Source organism: Pseudomonas sp. 22526 (assembly GCF_052044735.1).
In the GTDB taxonomy this organism is placed as follows: domain Bacteria; phylum Pseudomonadota; class Gammaproteobacteria; order Pseudomonadales; family Pseudomonadaceae; genus Aquipseudomonas; species Aquipseudomonas piscium.
Genome location: NZ_JBQENK010000019.1, coordinates 44355 through 61688, shown reverse-complemented (window position 1 = coordinate 61688; position 17334 = coordinate 44355). Strand labels below are relative to the sequence as shown.

The window sequence follows — 17334 nt, the reverse complement described above, 5'->3', positions numbered from 1 at the left end:
TTGCTCGCGATAAGAGCCAAAGGCTCCACCTGGAAACACGCGCAAAAAAAACGGAGCCCGAAGGCTCCGTTTCTTTCAAGCAACCGGCCCGGATCAGGCCAGTTTCTTGTAACGCACGCGGTGCGGTTGGGCAGCCGCATCGCCGAGGCGCTTCTTGCGATCGGCTTCGTACTCGGTGTAGTTGCCTTCGAAGAACACCGCTTGCGAGTCGTCTTCGTACGCCAGGATGTGGGTTGCGACACGGTCAAGGAACCACCGGTCGTGGGAGATCACAATGGCGGCGCCCGGGAAGTCCAGCAGGGCTTCTTCCAGGGAACGCAGGGTTTCGACATCGAGGTCGTTGGACGGTTCGTCGAGCAGAAGGACGTTGCCGCCCTCTTTCAGGGTCAGGGCCAGGTGCAGGCGGCCACGCTCACCACCGGACAGGTCCTTGACGAACTTCTGCTGGTCGCCGCCCTTGAAGTTGAAACGACCGACGTAGGTACGCGACGGGATCTCGTAGCTGCCGATGCGGATCTGGTCGGAGCCGTCGGAGATCTGCTGGAACACGGTCTTGCTGCCGTCCAGGTCCTCGCGGCTCTGGTCGACGCAAGCCAGTTGCACGGTTTCACCGACTTCGATGCTGCCCGAGTCCGGCGTTTCCTTGCCCATCAGCATGCGGAACAGGGTGGATTTACCGGCACCGTTACCGCCGATCACGCCGACGATGGCGCCTTTGGGCATGGAGAACGACAGGTTGTCGATCAGCACGCGATCGCCGTAGCCCTTGGTGACGTTCTTGAATTCGATGACCTTGTCGCCCAGGCGCGGACCGGCCGGGATGTAGATCTCGTTGGTCTCGCTGCGCTTCTGGAATTCCTGCGATTGCATTTCTTCGAAGCGGGCCAGACGGGCCTTGGATTTCGACTGACGGGCCTTGGCGCCTTTGCGCACCCACTCCAGCTCTTCCTTCATGGCCTTTTCATGGGCCGACTGCTGCTTGGATTCCTGGGCCAGACGATCGGACTTGGCTTCCAGCCAGCCCGAATAGTTGCCCTCGTAAGGAATGCCGGCGCCGCGGTCGAGCTCGAGGATCCAGCCGGCGACGTTGTCCAGGAAGTAACGGTCGTGCGTGATCGCAACCACGGTGCCCGGGAAGTCGTGGAGGAAGTGCTCCAGCCAGGCCACGGAATCGGCGTCCAGGTGGTTGGTCGGCTCGTCGAGCAGCAGCATGTCCGGGGCGGACAGCAGCAGGCGGCACAGGGCCACGCGACGTTTTTCACCACCGGACAGGTGTTCGACCTTGGCCTCCCAGGCCGGCAGGCGCAGCGCGTCGGCGGCGACTTCCAGCTGGCGCTCCAGGTTGTGGCCATCGCTGGCCTGCAGGATCGCTTCGAGCTTGGCCTGTTCGGCGGCCAGCTTGTCGAAGTCGGCATCCGGATCGGCGTAGGCCGCGTAGACCTCGTCCAGGCGCGCCTGGGCGTCCTTGATCACGCTGACCGCTTCCTCGACCACTTCACGCACGGTCTTGGTCGGATCCAGCTGAGGCTCCTGGGGCAGGTAGCCGATGTTCAGCTCGGGCATCGGACGGGCTTCGCCCTCGAACTCGGTGTCGACGCCCGCCATGATTTTCAGCAGGGTGGACTTACCCGAACCGTTGAGGCCCAGCACGCCGATCTTGGCGCCCGGGAAGAACGACAGAGAAATGTTTTTCAGGATTTCCCGCTTCGGCGGAACAACTTTTCCCAGCCGATGCATGGTGAAGACGTATTGAGCCATGATGAACCTAGCGTCAGTGACTGATGAATGAAGAGCGGGCGAAGCCCGGGCCAGGCCATGCGCGGCGCCGGCATTTGATCGCGATCAATGCCTGCGTACGGAAAAAGCCTGATTGTCTGGAGCTGGAGCGCTCCCGCGTAACCGGCAAAGCTACCTCAATGGCCGGGCAAGGTCCAGCCAGCCAGGGCTGGCACTTTGCCACAACTCAAGGCATGCTAGCCGCCCTTCGGGCGTCCGGCTTATAGTGCACGTCGCGCCAGTCCAGCCAAACCGCAGGATCACAGTTTGTCCAATGCCACTCTGCCCTCTTCCTTGCGCGCACCTGCGCCTGCGTCCGGCTCGCCCCTGCGCGGCACCCTGAAAGGCGTGCTGGCGAGCCTGGTCCTGCTGCTGCTCGCCCTGCTGTTCTGGCAACTGCTCGACCAACTGCAACAAACCCGCAAAGACCAGCGTCAACACGCAATCGACTACAACGCCGACCTGGCCGAGCACATCAGCCTCAACCTGGCGCTCAATGCGCAGATCGCCCTCAACCTGCTGCCGATCGTCGAGCCGCCACAGGATGCCGAACAGCAGCAACTGCTGCTGAAGAAACTGCAACTGTCCCTGCCCGACCTGCAAAGCATCGCGCTGCTGGATGCCAAGGGCCAGCTCGTCAGCGACAGCGACGCCGACGGCCAGGACGCCGCGTGGCTCACCGAGCTGACCAGTCGCAGCCGCGGCCAGCGCTACTACTACAGCAACGCCAGCGACGGCGCGCTGGTACAACTGCTGCTGCACCAGCCCAGCGGCGCACTCAAGAGTTACTGGGTGCTGCGCCTGGCACCGACTTTCGTCCAGTCCCTGAGCCCCAGCCCCGACCAGGGCTTCCAACCGACCTGGGTCATTGAAAACCGTCAGGATCAGAAAACCCTCAGCCGCGACGACGGCAGCAGCACCCCGGTGACCACCGACGAAATAGCCAATAGCGTGCTGGTCGCGCCACTGGGCAACAGCGATTGGCAATTGCGCGGCCTGTTCGACGAACGCGCGGTGATCGAGCAACTGCTGCCGGCGTTTATCGCCAAATGCCTGCTGGGGCTGGCGTTCTCCCTGCTGCCGGTGATTGCCCTGCTGAACATGCGCCGCCGCCAGCGCCAGCTGCACGAAGGGCGTCGGCGCTACCAGGACATTTTCGAAGGTACCGGGGTCGCCCTCTGCGTCCTGGATATTTCCGGGCTGCCGGCGTTTCTCGACAAGGCCCAGCTGCACGACAGCGAACAACTCAAGGCCTGGCTGGAGCACAACCCACAGCAGCGGCAGCTGCTGCTTGAAGAACTGCGCGTCACCGAAGTCAATCAGGTGGCCTTGCGGCTACTTAATGTCGACTCCTGCGAACAGACCTGGAAGCTGCTGATCGAAGGCAGCCCGCTCAACAGCAGCGCCATCGGCAACCAGCTGCTGGAAACCGTGATCAACCAGCACAAACAGCTGGAGCTGGAAATCCGCCTCAGCGACGCCCAGGGCCACGACCAGCACCTGTGGCTGGTGCTGCGCCTGCCGGAAGACCCCGCCGACTATCGGGCGGTGATCCTCAGCATCAGCGACATCACCAGCCGCAAGCTCATCGAGCTGTCGCTGCTGGAGCGCGAAGGTTTCTGGTCGGACGTGGTGCGTACCGTGCCGGACCACCTTTATGTGCAGGACGTCATCAGCCAGCGGATGATCTTCAGCAACCACCACCTGGGCCAGACCCTCGGCTACAACAAGACCGAGCTGCACCAGATGGGCGAGTACTTCTGGGAAATCCTCCTGCATCCGGAGGACGCCGACCTCTACCACCGGTTGCGCCAGGAACAGCGGCATGCCGGCTACCTGCAGTTGCTGCAATGCCATTTGCGCTTTCGCCACCGCAGCGGCCAATGGCGCTGTTTCGACATCCGCGAACAGGCCCTGGCGCGGGACAAGTACGACCAGGTCACGCGCATCATCGGCGTGGCCAAGGACATCACCGACCAGATCGAGGCCAGCGAATCCCTGCGTGACAGCGAGCGCCGCTACCGCATGCTCGCCGAAAGCATCAGCGACGTGATTTTCTCCACCGACAGCAAGATGGCCCTCAACTATGTCAGCCCCTCGGTGCAGTCGGTACTGGGCTATGACGCCGAGTGGATCTTCCAGAACGGCTGGCAATCGACCATCGCCAACCCGCAACAGCTGACCGGCATCTACGCCCTGATGGAGCGGATCAGCAAGGCCCTGGACAAACCCGAGCAACTGGCGCAATTGCGCAACCAGGTACAGACCCAGTTGTTCCTGTTCGACTGCCTGCGGGCCGACGGGCGCAAGATTCCGATCGAGTTGCGCCTGGTGCTGGTCTGGGACGAACACGGCGCCTTCGAAGGCGTGCTCGGGGTCGGCCGCGATATCAGCCAGCAGCGCCGCGCGGAAAAAGACCTGCGCATGGCGGCCACGGTATTCGAGCACTCGACCTCGGCGATCCTGATCACCGACCCGGCGGGCTACATCGTCCAGGCCAACGAGGCGTTCAGCCGGGTCAGCGGCTACGCGGTGTCCCAGGTGCTCGACCAGTTGCCGAACATGCTCACCGTCGACGAACAGCAGGAAGCCCACCTGCGTTATGTGCTCAAGCAGTTGCACCAGCACAGCACCTGGGAAGGCGAGGTCTGGCTCAAGCGCCGCAACGGCGAGCACTATCCGGCCTGGGTCGGCATCACCGCGGTGCTCGATGACGAAGGCGACCTGGCCAGCTACGTGTGCTTCTTCACCGACATCAGCGAACGCAAGGCCAGCGAGCAGCGCATTCACCGCCTGGCCTATTACGACGCCCTGACCCACCTGCCCAACCGCACGCTGTTCCAGGACCGCCTGCACACCGCCCTGCAATCGGCGGAGCGGCAGAAGTCCTGGGTGGTGCTGATGTTCCTCGACCTGGACCGCTTCAAACCGATCAACGACTCCCTGGGCCACGCCGCGGGCGACCGCATGCTCAAGGAAATGGCCACCCGCCTGCTCGATTGCGTCGACGATGACGACACCGTGGCACGCATGGGCGGCGATGAGTTCACCTTGCTCCTGCAACCGCGGACCAGCCGCGAAATCGCCCTGAACCGGGCGATCCACGTCGCCGAGCAGATTCTCGCCAGCCTGGTGAAACCGTTCGTGCTCGAGGGCCGTGAGTTCTTCGTCACCGCCAGTATCGGCATCGCCCTCAGCCCGCAGGACGGCAACGAGCTGAGCCAGCTGATGAAAAACGCCGACACCGCGATGTACCACGCCAAGGAACGCGGCAAAAACAACTTCCAGTTCTACCAGGCCGACATGAACGCCAGCGCCCTGGAGCGCCTGGAGCTGGAAAGCGACCTGCGCCACGCCTTGGAACAGCAGGAATTCATCCTGTACTACCAGCCGCAGTTCAGCGGCGACGGCAAGCGCCTGACCGGCGCCGAGGCCCTGCTGCGCTGGCGCCATCCGCGGCGCGGGCTGGTACCGCCGGGGGACTTCATTCCGGTGCTCGAAGAACTGGGGTTGGTGGTGGATGTCGGCGACTGGGTGATCAGCGAAGCCTGTCGCCAACTCAAGGCCTGGCACCAGGCCAAGGTCCGGGTGCCGAAGGTCTCGGTGAACATCTCGGCCCGCCAGTTCTCCGATGGCCAGTTGGGCATGCGGATCGCCACCATCCTCAAGGACACCGGCCTGCCGCCGGCCTGCCTGGAGCTGGAACTGACCGAAAGCATCCTGATGCGCGAAGTCAGCGAGGCGATGCAGATCCTCGACGGCCTGAAGAACCTCGGCCTGAGCATCGCGGTCGACGACTTCGGCACCGGCTATTCATCGCTGAACTACCTCAAGCAGTTCCCCATCGACGTGTTGAAGATCGACCGCACCTTCGTCGACGGCCTGCCGTCCGGCGAGCAGGACGCGCAGATCGCCCGCGCCATCATCGCCATGGCCCACAGCCTGAACCTGGCGGTGATCGCCGAGGGCGTGGAAACCCATGAGCAGCTGGACTTCCTGCGCGAACACGGTTGCGACGAAGTCCAGGGTTACCTGTTCGGCCGGCCGATGCCGGCCAACAGCTTCGAAGGGCAGTTCAGCAACGACGCGCTGTTCATGTTCGATTGATCCCGCCAACCTCGCCTTCCCTGTAGCCGCTGCCGCAGGCTGCGATAAGGCCGAAGGCCTTCAGTGGCCTCNGATCGCAGCCTGCGGCAGCGGCTACAGGGTTCAGCCTGGACGGCTCATGAACACCACTTGTCTGCGACATGATGTCCTTTCATATGCCATCTAAAACCCGTTGGGTTAGAATGCCCCCCTTTTCTGCCCCGATCCTTGAGGACCGCCATGTTCAGCCGTGATTTGACTATTGCCAAGTACGACGCCGATCTCTTTGCCGCCATGGAGCAAGAAGCCCAGCGCCAGGAAGAGCACATTGAGCTGATCGCTTCGGAAAACTACACCAGCCCTGCGGTGATGGAAGCTCAAGGCTCGGTGCTGACCAACAAATACGCCGAGGGTTACCCAGGCAAGCGTTACTACGGCGGCTGCGAATACGTCGACGTGGTTGAGCAGCTGGCCATCGACCGTGCCAAGGAACTGTTCGGCGCCGACTACGCCAACGTCCAGCCGCACGCCGGCTCGCAAGCCAACGCCGCCGTTTACCTGGCGCTGCTGTCGGCTGGCGACACCATCCTGGGCATGAGCCTGGCCCACGGCGGTCACCTGACCCACGGCGCCAGCGTTTCCTCCTCCGGCAAGCTGTACAACGCCATCCAGTACGGCATCGATGCCAACGGCCTGATCGACTACGACGAAGTCGAGCGCCTGGCGGTCGAGCACAAGCCGAAAATGATCGTGGCCGGTTTCTCTGCCTACTCGCAGGTCCTGGACTTCCCACGCTTCCGCGAAATCGCCGACAAGGTCGGTGCCTACCTGTTCGTCGACATGGCTCACGTAGCCGGTCTGGTCGCCGCTGGCGTCTACCCGAACCCGGTGCCTTTCGCCGACGTGGTAACCACCACTACCCACAAGACCCTGCGCGGTCCACGTGGCGGCCTGATCCTGGCTCGCGCCAACGCCGACATCGAGAAGAAGCTGAACTCCGCAGTATTCCCGGGTGCCCAGGGCGGCCCGCTGGAGCACGTGATCGCAGCCAAGGCGATCTGCTTCAAGGAAGCGCTGCAGCCTGAGTTCAAGGCCTACCAGCAACAAGTGGTGAAGAACGCCCAGGCCATGGCCGGCGTGTTCATCGAGCGCGGTTTCGACGTGGTTTCCGGCGGTACTCAGAACCACCTGTTCCTGCTGTCGCTGATCAAGCAGGAAATCTCCGGTAAAGATGCCGATGCCGCTCTGGGCAAGGCCTTCATCACCGTGAACAAGAACTCCGTGCCAAACGACCCACGCTCCCCGTTCGTCACCTCCGGCCTGCGCTTCGGCACTCCGGCAGTGACCACTCGCGGCTTCAAGGAAGCCGAGTGCAAGGAACTGGCTGGCTGGATCTGCGACATCCTGGCCGACCTGAACAACGAAGCGGTGATCGACGCCGTTCGTGAGAAAGTCAAAGCCATCTGCAAGAAGCTGCCGGTATACGGCGCCTGATTCGCAGAACGTTGCATGAGAAGCCCGGCCTTAGCGCCGGGCTTTTTTTCGCCTGCGAATTGTCTGGCCCGCTATTTGTAGCCGCTGCCGCAGGCTGCGATCGGCCACGCAGTGGTCGTGCTCTTGGGATCGCAGGAAGGCCTTCGGCCTTATCGCAGCCTGCGGCAGCGGCTACAGGAACAGCACCACTGGTCAGACCGGTCATGCCAATTTTCGGATTTACCCTTGTATTCGCGGGAAAATCGGGCATAGACTGCGCCTGCACTGGACATACCGGTAAGACCACAATAATTAAGTCCCGAATCTGATGCGCTCCGCGCACGGCAGCCGGGACACCGACCAGGATTCCCCTCATGCTCAGATGGTGCTCGCGTTCGATTTTCCTCCAGGTAGTCCTCGGACTGATGCTCGGCATCGTGTGCGGACTGACACTCCCCGAATACTCCTCGCAACTCAAGCCACTGGGCGATGCCTTTATCAAGCTGATCAAGATGCTGATCGGCCTGATCGTCTTCTGTGTGGTGGTCAGTGGCATCTCCGGCGCCGGCGACCTGAAAAAGGTCGGACGCATCGGGCTCAAATCGGTCATCTACTTCGAAGTCCTGACCACCATCGCCCTGGTGATCGGCCTGGTCTTCGCCTTCACCACCGGCATCGGCAGCGGCGCCAATATCCATCTGGAGCAGCTGTCCGCCGCCGACATGGGCGATATCGCCCAGCGCAGCCAGCACATGCACGGCACCTCCGATTTCCTGATGGGGCTGATCCCCAACTCGGTCCTGGGCGCCTTCGCCGAAAACAACATCCTGCAGGTGCTGCTGTTCTCCGTGCTGTTCGGCAGCGCGTTGAACCTGGTGGGCGAAGCCGCTTCCGGCATCTCGCGGCTGATCAACGAACTCAGCCACATCATCTTCCGCATCATGGGCATGATCGTGCGCCTGGCGCCGATCGGCGTGTTCGGCGCCATCGCCTTCACCACCAGCAAGTACGGCCTGGACTCGCTGCAGCACCTGGGCAGCCTGGTGGGCCTGTTCTACCTGACCTGCTTCGCTTTCGTGGCGATCATTCTCGGGGTGGTGATGCGCTGTTCCGGCCTGCGTATGCTGCCCTTCCTCAAATACCTGCGCGAAGAGCTGCTGATCGTCCTCGGCACCGCCTCCTCCGACGCCGTATTGCCACAGATCATGCGCAAACTGGAGCACCTGGGCATCGGCAGCTCCACGGTCGGCCTGGTCATTCCCACGGGTTACTCGTTCAACCTCGACGGGTTCTCGATCTACCTGACCCTGGCCATCGTCTTCATCGCCAATGCCACCGGTACTCCGTTGTCGACGTCCGACCTGCTGACCATCCTGCTGGTGTCACTGATCACCTCCAAAGGCGCCCACGGGATTCCCGGCTCGGCGCTGGTGATCCTGGCCGCCACCCTGACGGCGATCCCGGCCATCCCGGTGGTGGGCCTGGTGCTGGTGCTGGCGGTGGACTGGTTCATGGGCATCGGCCGGGCGCTGACCAACCTGATCGGCAACTGCGTCGCCACCGTGGCCATTGCCCGCTGGGAAAGAGACATCGATATTCAACGGGCCAACAAAGTCCTGAGCGGCCAGCAGGGCTATGGTTTCCAACCGCGAAAACCGCTGCCCGGCACGCAGCAGCAGGAGTTCTGAGGCATGCCTTGTGCCTGTCGCCGGCAGGCACAACAATCAGCGCCTGCCATGGGCCTCATCCGCCATATTCCAGGGAGTGAACAGTGATCACCTCGTCAACGGTTGTAAATTCAGTGGTAGAAAAGCTGCGGGCGGCCTTGGCCCGTGGCCAATGGCGCTCCGGCGACATGCTGCCGGGGCAACGTGAATTGGCCGAGCAGCTGGGCATCAGCCGCCCGAGCCTGCGCGAGGCGGTGACTGTTCTGGAAACCCTGGGCCTGGTGCGTTCCATGCCCGGCAAAGGCGTGGTGGTGCTGGAGGCCAGCCTCAACGAACAACCGGCCAGCGACAGCGGCGTGGCGGGCGCCAGCCTCGAGGACGTGCTGCAACTGCGCTACACCCTCGAACCCTTCATCGTCGGCCTGGTGGCGCAGTCCATCAGCAGCAAGGAAGTGGGCCAGCTGCGCCTGACCCTGATGGACATGCGCGAGGCCCTGGAGGCCAACGACAGCGAAGCCGGGATGAACGCCTACATCGCCTTCCATGAAGAGCTGTTCACCCTGACCTCCAACCCGATCTTCCAGAACGTGGTGCAGCAGACCAGCAACGCCCTGAAGCAGAGCGCGGAGATCCTGCGCAACTCGCCGGAGCACCTGGCCGAACGCCTGGAAGAAAACGAAGCGGTGGTCCGGGCGATCCGCAACAAGAACAGCGCGCTGGCCAGTGCCGAAATGCGCCGGCACATCCTCAAGGAAGGCCAGCGCATGGGCATCGAGCTGAACATCCCGGACGACCATCTGGGCAACTGAGCCGCACCCACACTTTCGTATCGGTAACCGGACTGGAGACAGGCCATGGCCAGCTACGCCTTGAATAAACTTGCATTCCCCCTCCCCGGTGCCCTGCCACGGCGCCGCACCGGCGAGAAAAAACTGTTGGTCGACGATGTCTATCCGCAGATTTTCGATGCCATTCTCGAACAACGCATCGCCCCCGCCAGCCGTTTCACCGAAGACAGCCTCGGCGAAGTGTTCGGGGTCAGCCGCAGCATCATTCGCCAGGTCCTGGCGCGCTTGTCCCACCAGCAGGTGATCATCCTGCGGCCCAACCACCGGCCTCAGGTAGCAGCGCCCGATCATGAACAAACGCGGCAGATCCTGCACGCCCGCCGCCTGACGGAAATCACCCTGGTCCGGCTCGCCTGCCAGCAACCGGCACCGCGCAACCTCAAGCGCCTGCGGGAATTGATCGCCGCTGAACGCGACTGCATCGACCGCGGTTTGCGTGGCCCAGCGATCCGTCTGTCCGGCGAGTTCCACCTGCAATTGGCCGAGGTGGCCGGCAACGCGCCGCTGGCGCATTTCCTCGGCAGCCTGGTGCCGCTGACTTCACTGGCAATCGCCCACCATGAAAGCCGTATCTGCAGCCATTGCGCCTGGCAGGAGCACGCGGCGATTGTCGATGCCATCGAAGACGGTGACGTAAAGGCCGCGGTCGCCTTGATGACCGGGCACTTGGATCACCTGGAGGAAAGGCTGCTCAAGGCCAGTGCAGGATCGAAATAACGCGCTGAGCCTGAGATCGTTTCGCGAGCAAGCTCGCTCCTACAGGNTGTCCCCCATGTAGGAGCGAGCTTGCTCGCGATAACGCCGGTACAGACACTATAACGACCCTAGTGCGCCGCCATCCGCGTGAACCCGGCCCGGATCTTCTCTTCCGGCAGATCGTCGGCAATGAACACAATCACGCTTTCCCGCGCCTCGCCTTCGGCCCACTCGGTATCCCAGTCGAAACCGTACAGCTTGAGCACGCCCTGGAACACCAGGCGCCGCGGCTCGCCGGCAATGTTCAGCACGCCCTTGTAACGCAGCAGCTGCTTGCCGTGTTCTTCCAGCAGTTCGTTCATGAACTCGCTGAGCCGGTCGATATCCAGCGGCGCGTCGGTACGCAGCACCAGGCTGGAAATACGATCGATGGAAGGCGCCTTGCTCACCGGGCGCAGACTGACACCGCCCCCCAGGTCGGCATTCAGGTTGAAGCCGCGCACATCCAGCAGCTCGGCCAGATCAATGCGGCCATGCTCGACCACACGGATCGGCGCACGGCGGTTGATCCGGGTCAGGCGCTCGCTCAGCGCATTGAAAGTGGGCTCGTCCACCAGGTCACGCTTGCTCACCAGCAGGCGGTCGGCGAAGCCGATCTGGGCCTGGGCAATGGTCTGGGTCAGGTGATGCTCGGCGTGCTTGGCGTCCACCAGGGTGATGATGCCGTCGAGGATGTAACGCTCGCGCAGCTCTTCGTCGATGAAGAAGGTCTGGGCCACGGGCGCCGGATCGGCCAGCCCGGTGCATTCGATCACCAGCCGGTCGAAGGCGATCTCGCCACTGTCCAGCCGCTCAAGCAGCAGGTACAGCGCCTTGGTCAGATCGGTGTGGATGGTGCAGCAGACGCAGCCATTGGACAGCGTCATCACTTGCACCGGCTCGTCGCCCAGCAACTGGGTGTCGATACCGGCGTCGCTGAATTCGTTTTCGATCACGGCGATTTTCAGGCCGTGCTCGGCCTTGAGCAGATGACGCAGCAAGGTGGTCTTGCCGGCGCCGAGGAAACCGCTGAGAACGGTGACGGGGATTGGAGAGGACAAAAGCGGTTCTCCTGATAAATGGGAACGCAAAAACAACTGTAGGAGCGAGCTTGCTCGCGAAGAACTCAAGGACACCGCATGCGTTCAGAATGAACTCGGCGTCTTTAGGTTTTTCGCGAGCAAGCTCGCTCCTACAGAGACACTAACGAATCAACAGCATTTCGGCCCGGCTTTGCCGCCGTACCGCGCTTCCTGGCGTTCCCGGAAGAACGCCTCGTACGACATCACCGGCTTGTCCGGGTGCTTGGTCTGCATATGCTCGACGTAGTTGTCGTAGTCGGGCATGCCGACCATCAGGCGCGCGGCCTGACCGAGGTATTTACCGAGGCGACTCAGGTCATTGAACACGATTGCAATCCTCGATTACGCATCCGGCAGTGCATGGAATGGCGATTCTTTATCCGTGCGTTCTTTTTTACCCCAGGCGGAGATACCCACCTTGAGTGCGTAGAACAGGATGCTGAATACCACCAGCAGGAACAGCACCGTCAGCGTGGCGTTGGTGTAGGCGTTGAAGATCACGTGCTGCATCTGCGTGATGTCCTTGGCCGGTGCGAGGATCTGACCATTGGCCAGGGCATCGCTGTACTTCTTGGCCAGGGCCAGGAAACCGACTGCCGGGTTGGCGTCGAACAGCTTGATGAGGCCCGCGGTGGTGGTGCAGATCAGCAGCCAGGTGGCTGGCAGCAAGGTCACCCAGATGTAGCGTTGACGCTTCATCTTGATCAGCACCACGGTGCCGAGCATCAGCGCGATACCCGCCAGCATCTGGTTGGAGATGCCGAACAGCGGCCACAGGGTGTTGATGCCACCCAGCGGATCGATCACGCCCTGGTACAGCAGGTAACCCCAGAGGGCCACGCAGCCGGCGGTGGCGATCAGGTTGGCGGTCCAGGACTCGGTGCGTTTCAGTGCTGGCACGAAGGAGCCCAGCAGGTCCTGCAGCATGAAACGACCGGCACGGGTACCGGCGTCCACCGCGGTCAGGATGAACAGCGCTTCGAACAGGATCGCGAAGTGGTACCAGAACGCCATGGTGTTCTCGCCCGGCAGCACCGTGTGCAGGATCTGCGCGATACCGACCGCCAGGGTCGGCGCACCGCCGGCACGGGCCAGGATGGTGGTTTCACCAATGTCCTTGGCCACTGCTTGCAGGGCGTCCGGAGTAATGGCGAAACCCCAGCTGCTGACCGTCTGCGCCACGGTGACCACGTCACCGCCGACGATGGCCGCCGGGCTGTTCATGGCGAAGTACACGCCAGGCTCGATCACCGAAGCGGCGACCATCGCCATGATGGCCACGAAGGACTCCATCAGCATGCCGCCGTAACCGATGTAACGGGCGTTGGTTTCGTTATCCAGCAGCTTCGGCGTGGTCCCGGAAGAGATCAGCGCGTGGAAGCCGGACACCGCGCCACAGGCGATGGTGATGAACAGGAACGGGAACAGGCCGCCTTTCCAGACCGGGCCGGTGCCGTCGGTGAACTGGGTCAGCGCCGGCATTTTCAGCTCGGGCATGGTGATCAGGATGCCGATCGCCAGGGCGATGATGGTCCCGATCTTGAGGAAGGTCGACAGGTAGTCGCGAGGCGCCAGGATCAGCCATACCGGCAGCACCGCGGCGACGAAACCGTAGCCGATCAGCATCCAGGTGATCTGCACGCCGGTGAAGGTGAAGGCCTTGGACCACACGGGGTCCGCGGCAATCTGGCCCCCCAGCCAGATCGAGCCCAGCAGCAGGAGCACGCCGATGATGGAGATTTCACCGATGCGGCCCGGGCGGATGTAGCGCATGTAGACGCCCATGAACATCGCGATCGGGATGGTCGCCATCACCGTGAAGATGCCCCACGGACTCTCGGCCAGGGCCTTGACCACGATCAGCGCCAGCACCGCGAGGATGATGATCATGATCAGGAAGCAGCCGAACAGCGCGATGGTCCCCGGGATCCGGCCCATTTCCTCACGGACCATGTCGCCCAGGGAGCGGCCGTTGCGCCGGGTGGACATGAACAGGACCATGAAGTCCTGCACCGCCCCCGCCAGCACCACCCCGGCAATCAGCCAGAGCGTGCCGGGCAGATAGCCCATCTGCGCCGCCAGTACCGGCCCCACCAGCGGGCCCGCGCCGGCGATGGCCGCGAAGTGGTGACCGAAGAGAATGTGCTTGTTGGTCGGAACATAGTCCAGACCGTCGTTGTTGAGCACGGCGGGGGTGGCCCGGCGCGCATCGAGCTGCATCACGTTGTTAGCGATGAACAGGCTGTAGTAACGGTATGCGACCAGATAGATGGCCACGGCAGCGACCACGATCCACAAGGCGTTGATCGCCTCGCCTCGGCGCAATGCCACTACGCCGAGGGCGCACGCTCCTACGATTGCCAGCACCAGCCAGGGTAAGTGGCGTAGCGGGCTATTATTATTTTTCATTTTATTATTCCAGCCAGGGTGGACAAGAAAGACAGCCACCGGGAGTTTAGCGCTACTGGCCCCAAAGACCACCCCCCACGTTGGTCTAGAGCGTCCTTTTGAGTTTTTTCCTAGGTTTTGCACCGCCGCGGTGCAACCGCCCCTGTAGCACTGAACCACCCGGGCGAAAAAGCGGTCGCACCTGTAAGGACTCGTCGTCTGGAGTGCCCATGTCCTCGCCACCCGATGGACCGCTGCTGTCACCGCCGCTGCTGTATCTGCTGTTCCTGGTGGTGGCGCTGTTGCTTGCCGACGCTGTGCCCCTGCCGGTCCCGGTCAACGGCTGGCTGCGCACCCTGGCCCTGCTGTTGATTATCGGCGGCCAGGGCCTGTCGTTCTGGGCGATGTGGTGTCTCAGGCAACGGCACACCACCAGCAGCAATCTCGGCGAACCCCGGCGCCTGCTGTGCGACGGCCCGTTCGCGATCTCGCGCAACCCCATCAATCTCGGCGACACCCTGGGTTACTGCGCCATCGCCCTGTTGCTGGGCAGCCTGTGGCCGTGGCTGCTGTTGCCGCTGCTGATTTACCTGATGAACCTGACGGTGATCCGGCCGGACGAGATCCGCCTGCTGGAGTTGTTCGGCGACCGCTACCGTGACTATTGCCGCAAGGTGCGCCGCTGGCTGTAGCGGTGGGAGCGCACCCGGGTCTGGTCTATAGTCATTTCACCATGCAGAGGGGCAGCTCATGAGCGAACACCATTCCGATCGTCGTCGTTTCAAACGCATCGCCTTCGATGCCCGCACCGAACTGAGCCAGGGCCCTCATCGCTGGTCCGTGCAGTTGGTCGATCTCTCGCTCAAGGGCATGCTGATCCAGCGTCCTGATCCCTGGCTGGGGGACGAAAGCCAACCGTTCGAGGCCGATATCCATTTGAGCGATGACGCCGAAGTGCGCATGGACGTGCAGCTGGCGCACGACGATCACGGCCAGCTGGGCTTCGTCTGCCTGCATATAGACCTGGAATCGATCGAACACCTGCGCCGGCTGATCGAACTCAACCTCGCCGACCCGCAGGAACTGGAGCGCGAGCTGGGGGCGCTGCTGGAGGTTTGAGCGCCCGCCGCTTCCCGCCAGCCGCTCAGGGGAACGCCGAGGGCTCGGGGAATTCGCTTTCCATATCCCAATAACCGGGCTGTTGCCGACTGGCGGCGGTCCACTGCCCGTCCACCCAGCGATAGATCCGGTAGGTGGTCACAAAATCGTCACCCTCGCTGGCAGGCGCCGAAGACACTTGGGCAATCGCCTCGGTAGCGTCCGCCGCCGCTGGAAGGATCTGCCAGGCCGCCTTGCCGGTCTGGGCCAACCCCAGCGGACGCTGCTCCCCGTCTTCGTCGCGATAGACAACCGGCTCCAGCCGGCTTCGGGTCGGCGCCAGGAGCTGCGTGGCCGGACCGCTGTAGCTGCCCAGCGGAGCCGTCTGATCGACGGTGAGGAAAAACGCCGGGTATGGCAGGCCGCTGAGCGGCGCCTTTTCCACCTTCGCCAGCGGATAGCCCAGGGACTGCTCGGCAAGCACTTCGCCGACCTCCGATACCAGGCGTACCCGGGCCTCCAGTTGCGGCTGATGTTCGCTGTCCGTCGACTCGTCGAAGGTTTCTTCGTCCAGGCCGTTGCCCCAACTCTGCGCGTGCAATTGCGCGGTGATGCGCCGGTCTTCCAGCACCTCGAGCACCGTGCCGTCGCCCACCAGCAACTCCTGGGCGATCCGATAACCCTGCGGCGCATCCTCCTGGCTGGCTACAGCCAGGCCGCTGCCCCACAACAACGCAAAACCGAGGGCACCCAGGCCCGCTCCTGTCATCCGCATGAACTGCATCCTTTCAGTGGCACAAGGGTTATTCGAACAGCGCATCCAGCGCCTGCTCCAGACGAGTTACCGCAATGATCCGCAGGCCCTGTGGCGGCTCTTTCGGGGCATTGCCCTTGGGCACGATGGCCCGTTTGAAGCCGTGCTTGGCCGCTTCCTTGAGGCGCTCCTGGCCACTCGGCACCGGGCGCACTTCGCCGGACAGGCCGACTTCGCCGAACACCAGCAAGTCGTGGGGCAAGGGCCGGTTGCGCAGGCTGGACATCACTGCCGCCATCAGCGCCAGGTCGGACGCGGTTTCCAGCACCTTGACCCCGCCGACCACGTTGAGGAACACGTCCTGATCGTGGGTCGGGATGCCGCCATGGCGATGCAGCACCGCCAGCAGCATCGCCAGGCGATTCTGGTCCAGACCCAGGGTGACCCGCCGCGGGTTGGCCAGGTGGCTGTCATCCACCAGCGCCTGGACTTCCACCAGCATCGGCCGGGTGCCTTCCCAGGTGGCCATGACCACGCTGCCCGGAACTTCTTCCTGGGCACGGGTGAGAAAGATCGCCGAAGGGTTGGAAACCTCTTTCAGGCCGCGATCGGTCATGCCGAACACGCCCAGCTCGTTGACCGCGCCGAAGCGGTTCTTCACCGCCCGCAGCAAGCGCAGGCGGCCGTCGGATTCACCTTCGAAATACAGCACAGTGTCGACCATATGCTCGAGGACCCGCGGCCCGGCCAGCGCGCCCTCCTTGGTCACGTGGCCCACCAGGAAGATCGCCGTGCCGCTCTGCTTGGCGTAGCGCACCAGCAGCGCCGCGCTTTCGCGCACCTGGGAAACACCGCCGGGGGCCGATTGCAACTGCTCGGTGAAGATGGTCTGGATCGAGTCGATCACCATGACCTTGGGCTTCTCCAGCCGGGCCGTGGCGATGATGGTTTCAATACAGGTTTCGGTCATCACCCGCAGCTGGTCCTGGGGCAGGCCCAGGCGCCGGGCACGCATCGCCACCTGTTGCTGCGATTCCTCGCCGGTGACGTAGAGCGCCGCCATGCGGGTGGCGATGTTGCACAGGGTCTGCAGCAGAATGGTCGACTTGCCGATCCCCGGGTCGCCGCCGATCAGCACCACCGAACCGTCGACCAGCCCGCCGCCAAGCACCCGGTCCAGCTCGCCGGAAGCCGTGGAAAAGCGCGGGATCTCTTCGACGCTGACCTCGGCCAGGGTCTTGATCTGCGCCTGCTGGCCGGCCCAACCGGTGCGACCGCTGGGGGCCGCGGCGCCGCCGCTTTCCACCATGGTTTCGGTCAGGGTGTTCCAGGCTCCGCATTCACCGCACTGGCCGGCCCACTTGGGAAAGGTTGCGCCGCACTCGGTGCAGCCGTACATGCGCTTGGCCTTGGCCATCTGATCCCCC

13 protein-coding genes are annotated in these 17334 nt (G+C 63.2%); 7 read left to right on the top strand and 6 right to left on the bottom strand.

The features are described from left to right. Window positions 1-93: 93 nt before the first annotated feature. Window positions 94-1758: an energy-dependent translational throttle protein EttA gene (gene ettA, locus ACTJKT_RS24640; protein WP_025807563.1), complete on the bottom strand. Its 1665-nt coding sequence runs from the start codon at window positions 1756-1758 to the stop codon at window positions 94-96. A gap of 285 nt (window positions 1759-2043) precedes the next feature. Between ettA and ACTJKT_RS24635 the strand changes: the two genes are divergently transcribed. The 5 genes from ACTJKT_RS24635 to ACTJKT_RS24615 all read left to right on the top strand — a co-directional run bounded on the left by ACTJKT_RS24635 (window position 2044) and on the right by ACTJKT_RS24615 (window position 10567). Beyond that, on the top strand, window positions 2044-5883 hold the full coding sequence (locus ACTJKT_RS24635) for a sensor domain-containing protein (protein ID WP_440788900.1): 3840 nt from the start codon (window positions 2044-2046) through the stop codon (window positions 5881-5883). Window positions 5884-6102: 219 nt separating this feature from the next. Beyond that, complete coding sequence (gene glyA, locus ACTJKT_RS24630; protein ID WP_009050960.1) at window positions 6103-7356, top strand: serine hydroxymethyltransferase; 1254 nt, start codon at window positions 6103-6105, stop codon at window positions 7354-7356. A gap of 353 nt (window positions 7357-7709) precedes the next feature. Further along, window positions 7710-9023: a C4-dicarboxylate transporter DctA gene (locus tag ACTJKT_RS24625; RefSeq protein ID WP_440788899.1), complete on the top strand. Its 1314-nt coding sequence runs from the start codon at window positions 7710-7712 to the stop codon at window positions 9021-9023. Between the two features lie 83 nt (window positions 9024-9106). After that, entirely contained in the window at window positions 9107-9811 is a 705-nt protein-coding gene (locus ACTJKT_RS24620; protein ID WP_009050962.1) for a FadR/GntR family transcriptional regulator, read from the top strand. Between the two features lie 45 nt (window positions 9812-9856). Further along, a complete protein-coding gene (locus ACTJKT_RS24615) occupies window positions 9857-10567 on the top strand; it encodes a GntR family transcriptional regulator (protein ID WP_440788898.1) in 711 nt (236 codons plus the stop codon). A 107-nt stretch (window positions 10568-10674) separates the two neighbouring features. Here ACTJKT_RS24615 and yjiA read toward each other — a convergent pair whose 3' ends face one another. The 3 genes from yjiA to ACTJKT_RS24600 form a co-directional block, all read right to left on the bottom strand. Then, on the bottom strand, window positions 10675-11646 hold the full coding sequence (yjiA, locus tag ACTJKT_RS24610; protein WP_440788897.1) for a GTPase: 972 nt from the start codon (window positions 11644-11646) through the stop codon (window positions 10675-10677). Between the two features lie 150 nt (window positions 11647-11796). After that, window positions 11797-11994, bottom strand: a complete 198-nt coding sequence (locus ACTJKT_RS24605) for a YbdD/YjiX family protein (protein WP_007930039.1) — start codon at window positions 11992-11994, stop codon at window positions 11797-11799. A gap of 15 nt (window positions 11995-12009) precedes the next feature. After that, window positions 12010-14076 (bottom strand): carbon starvation CstA family protein, encoded by a 2067-nt coding sequence (locus ACTJKT_RS24600; RefSeq protein ID WP_440788896.1) that lies wholly within the window; start codon window positions 14074-14076, stop codon window positions 12010-12012. 209 nt (window positions 14077-14285) lie between these two features. On the opposite strand from ACTJKT_RS24600, the gene ACTJKT_RS24595 reads away from it, so the two are divergent. Both ACTJKT_RS24595 and ACTJKT_RS24590 read left to right on the top strand, forming a co-directional pair. Further along, a complete protein-coding gene (locus ACTJKT_RS24595) occupies window positions 14286-14747 on the top strand; it encodes a methyltransferase family protein (RefSeq protein WP_440788895.1) in 462 nt (153 codons plus the stop codon). Window positions 14748-14805: 58 nt separating this feature from the next. Further along, window positions 14806-15174: a PilZ domain-containing protein gene (locus ACTJKT_RS24590; protein WP_053281007.1), complete on the top strand. Its 369-nt coding sequence runs from the start codon at window positions 14806-14808 to the stop codon at window positions 15172-15174. A gap of 25 nt (window positions 15175-15199) precedes the next feature. Here the strand turns inward: ACTJKT_RS24590 and ACTJKT_RS24585 are convergent, their stop codons facing one another. Both ACTJKT_RS24585 and radA read right to left on the bottom strand, forming a co-directional pair. Further along, window positions 15200-15928, bottom strand: coding sequence for a hypothetical protein (locus tag ACTJKT_RS24585; protein ID WP_440788894.1), 729 nt, complete (start codon window positions 15926-15928; stop codon window positions 15200-15202). Between the two features lie 28 nt (window positions 15929-15956). Next, window positions 15957-17324 carry a DNA repair protein RadA gene (gene radA / locus ACTJKT_RS24580; RefSeq protein WP_025807574.1) on the bottom strand — a complete coding sequence of 456 codons (1368 nt, stop codon included), beginning with the start codon at window positions 17322-17324 and terminating at the stop codon, window positions 15957-15959. Between the last annotated feature and the right edge of the window lie 10 nt (window positions 17325-17334).

What these genes read in the sequence shown, in the direction of transcription:
- radA (WP_025807574.1), bottom strand. Translation starts at nt 17,324, where the DNA reads ATGGCCAAGGCCAAGCGCATGTACGGCTGCACCGAGTGCGGCGCAACC.
- ACTJKT_RS24600 (WP_440788896.1), bottom strand. Translation starts at nt 14,076, where the DNA reads ATGAAAAATAATAATAGCCCGCTACGCCACTTACCCTGGCTGGTGCTG.
- ACTJKT_RS24595 (WP_440788895.1), top strand. Translation starts at nt 14,286, where the DNA reads ATGTCCTCGCCACCCGATGGACCGCTGCTGTCACCGCCGCTGCTGTAT.
- ACTJKT_RS24615 (WP_440788898.1), top strand. Translation starts at nt 9,857, where the DNA reads ATGGCCAGCTACGCCTTGAATAAACTTGCATTCCCCCTCCCCGGTGCC.
- ACTJKT_RS24590 (WP_053281007.1), top strand. Translation starts at nt 14,806, where the DNA reads ATGAGCGAACACCATTCCGATCGTCGTCGTTTCAAACGCATCGCCTTC.
- ACTJKT_RS24585 (WP_440788894.1), bottom strand. Translation starts at nt 15,928, where the DNA reads ATGCGGATGACAGGAGCGGGCCTGGGTGCCCTCGGTTTTGCGTTGTTG.
- glyA (WP_009050960.1), top strand. Translation starts at nt 6,103, where the DNA reads ATGTTCAGCCGTGATTTGACTATTGCCAAGTACGACGCCGATCTCTTT.
- ACTJKT_RS24625 (WP_440788899.1), top strand. Translation starts at nt 7,710, where the DNA reads ATGCTCAGATGGTGCTCGCGTTCGATTTTCCTCCAGGTAGTCCTCGGA.
- ettA (WP_025807563.1), bottom strand. Translation starts at nt 1,758, where the DNA reads ATGGCTCAATACGTCTTCACCATGCATCGGCTGGGAAAAGTTGTTCCG.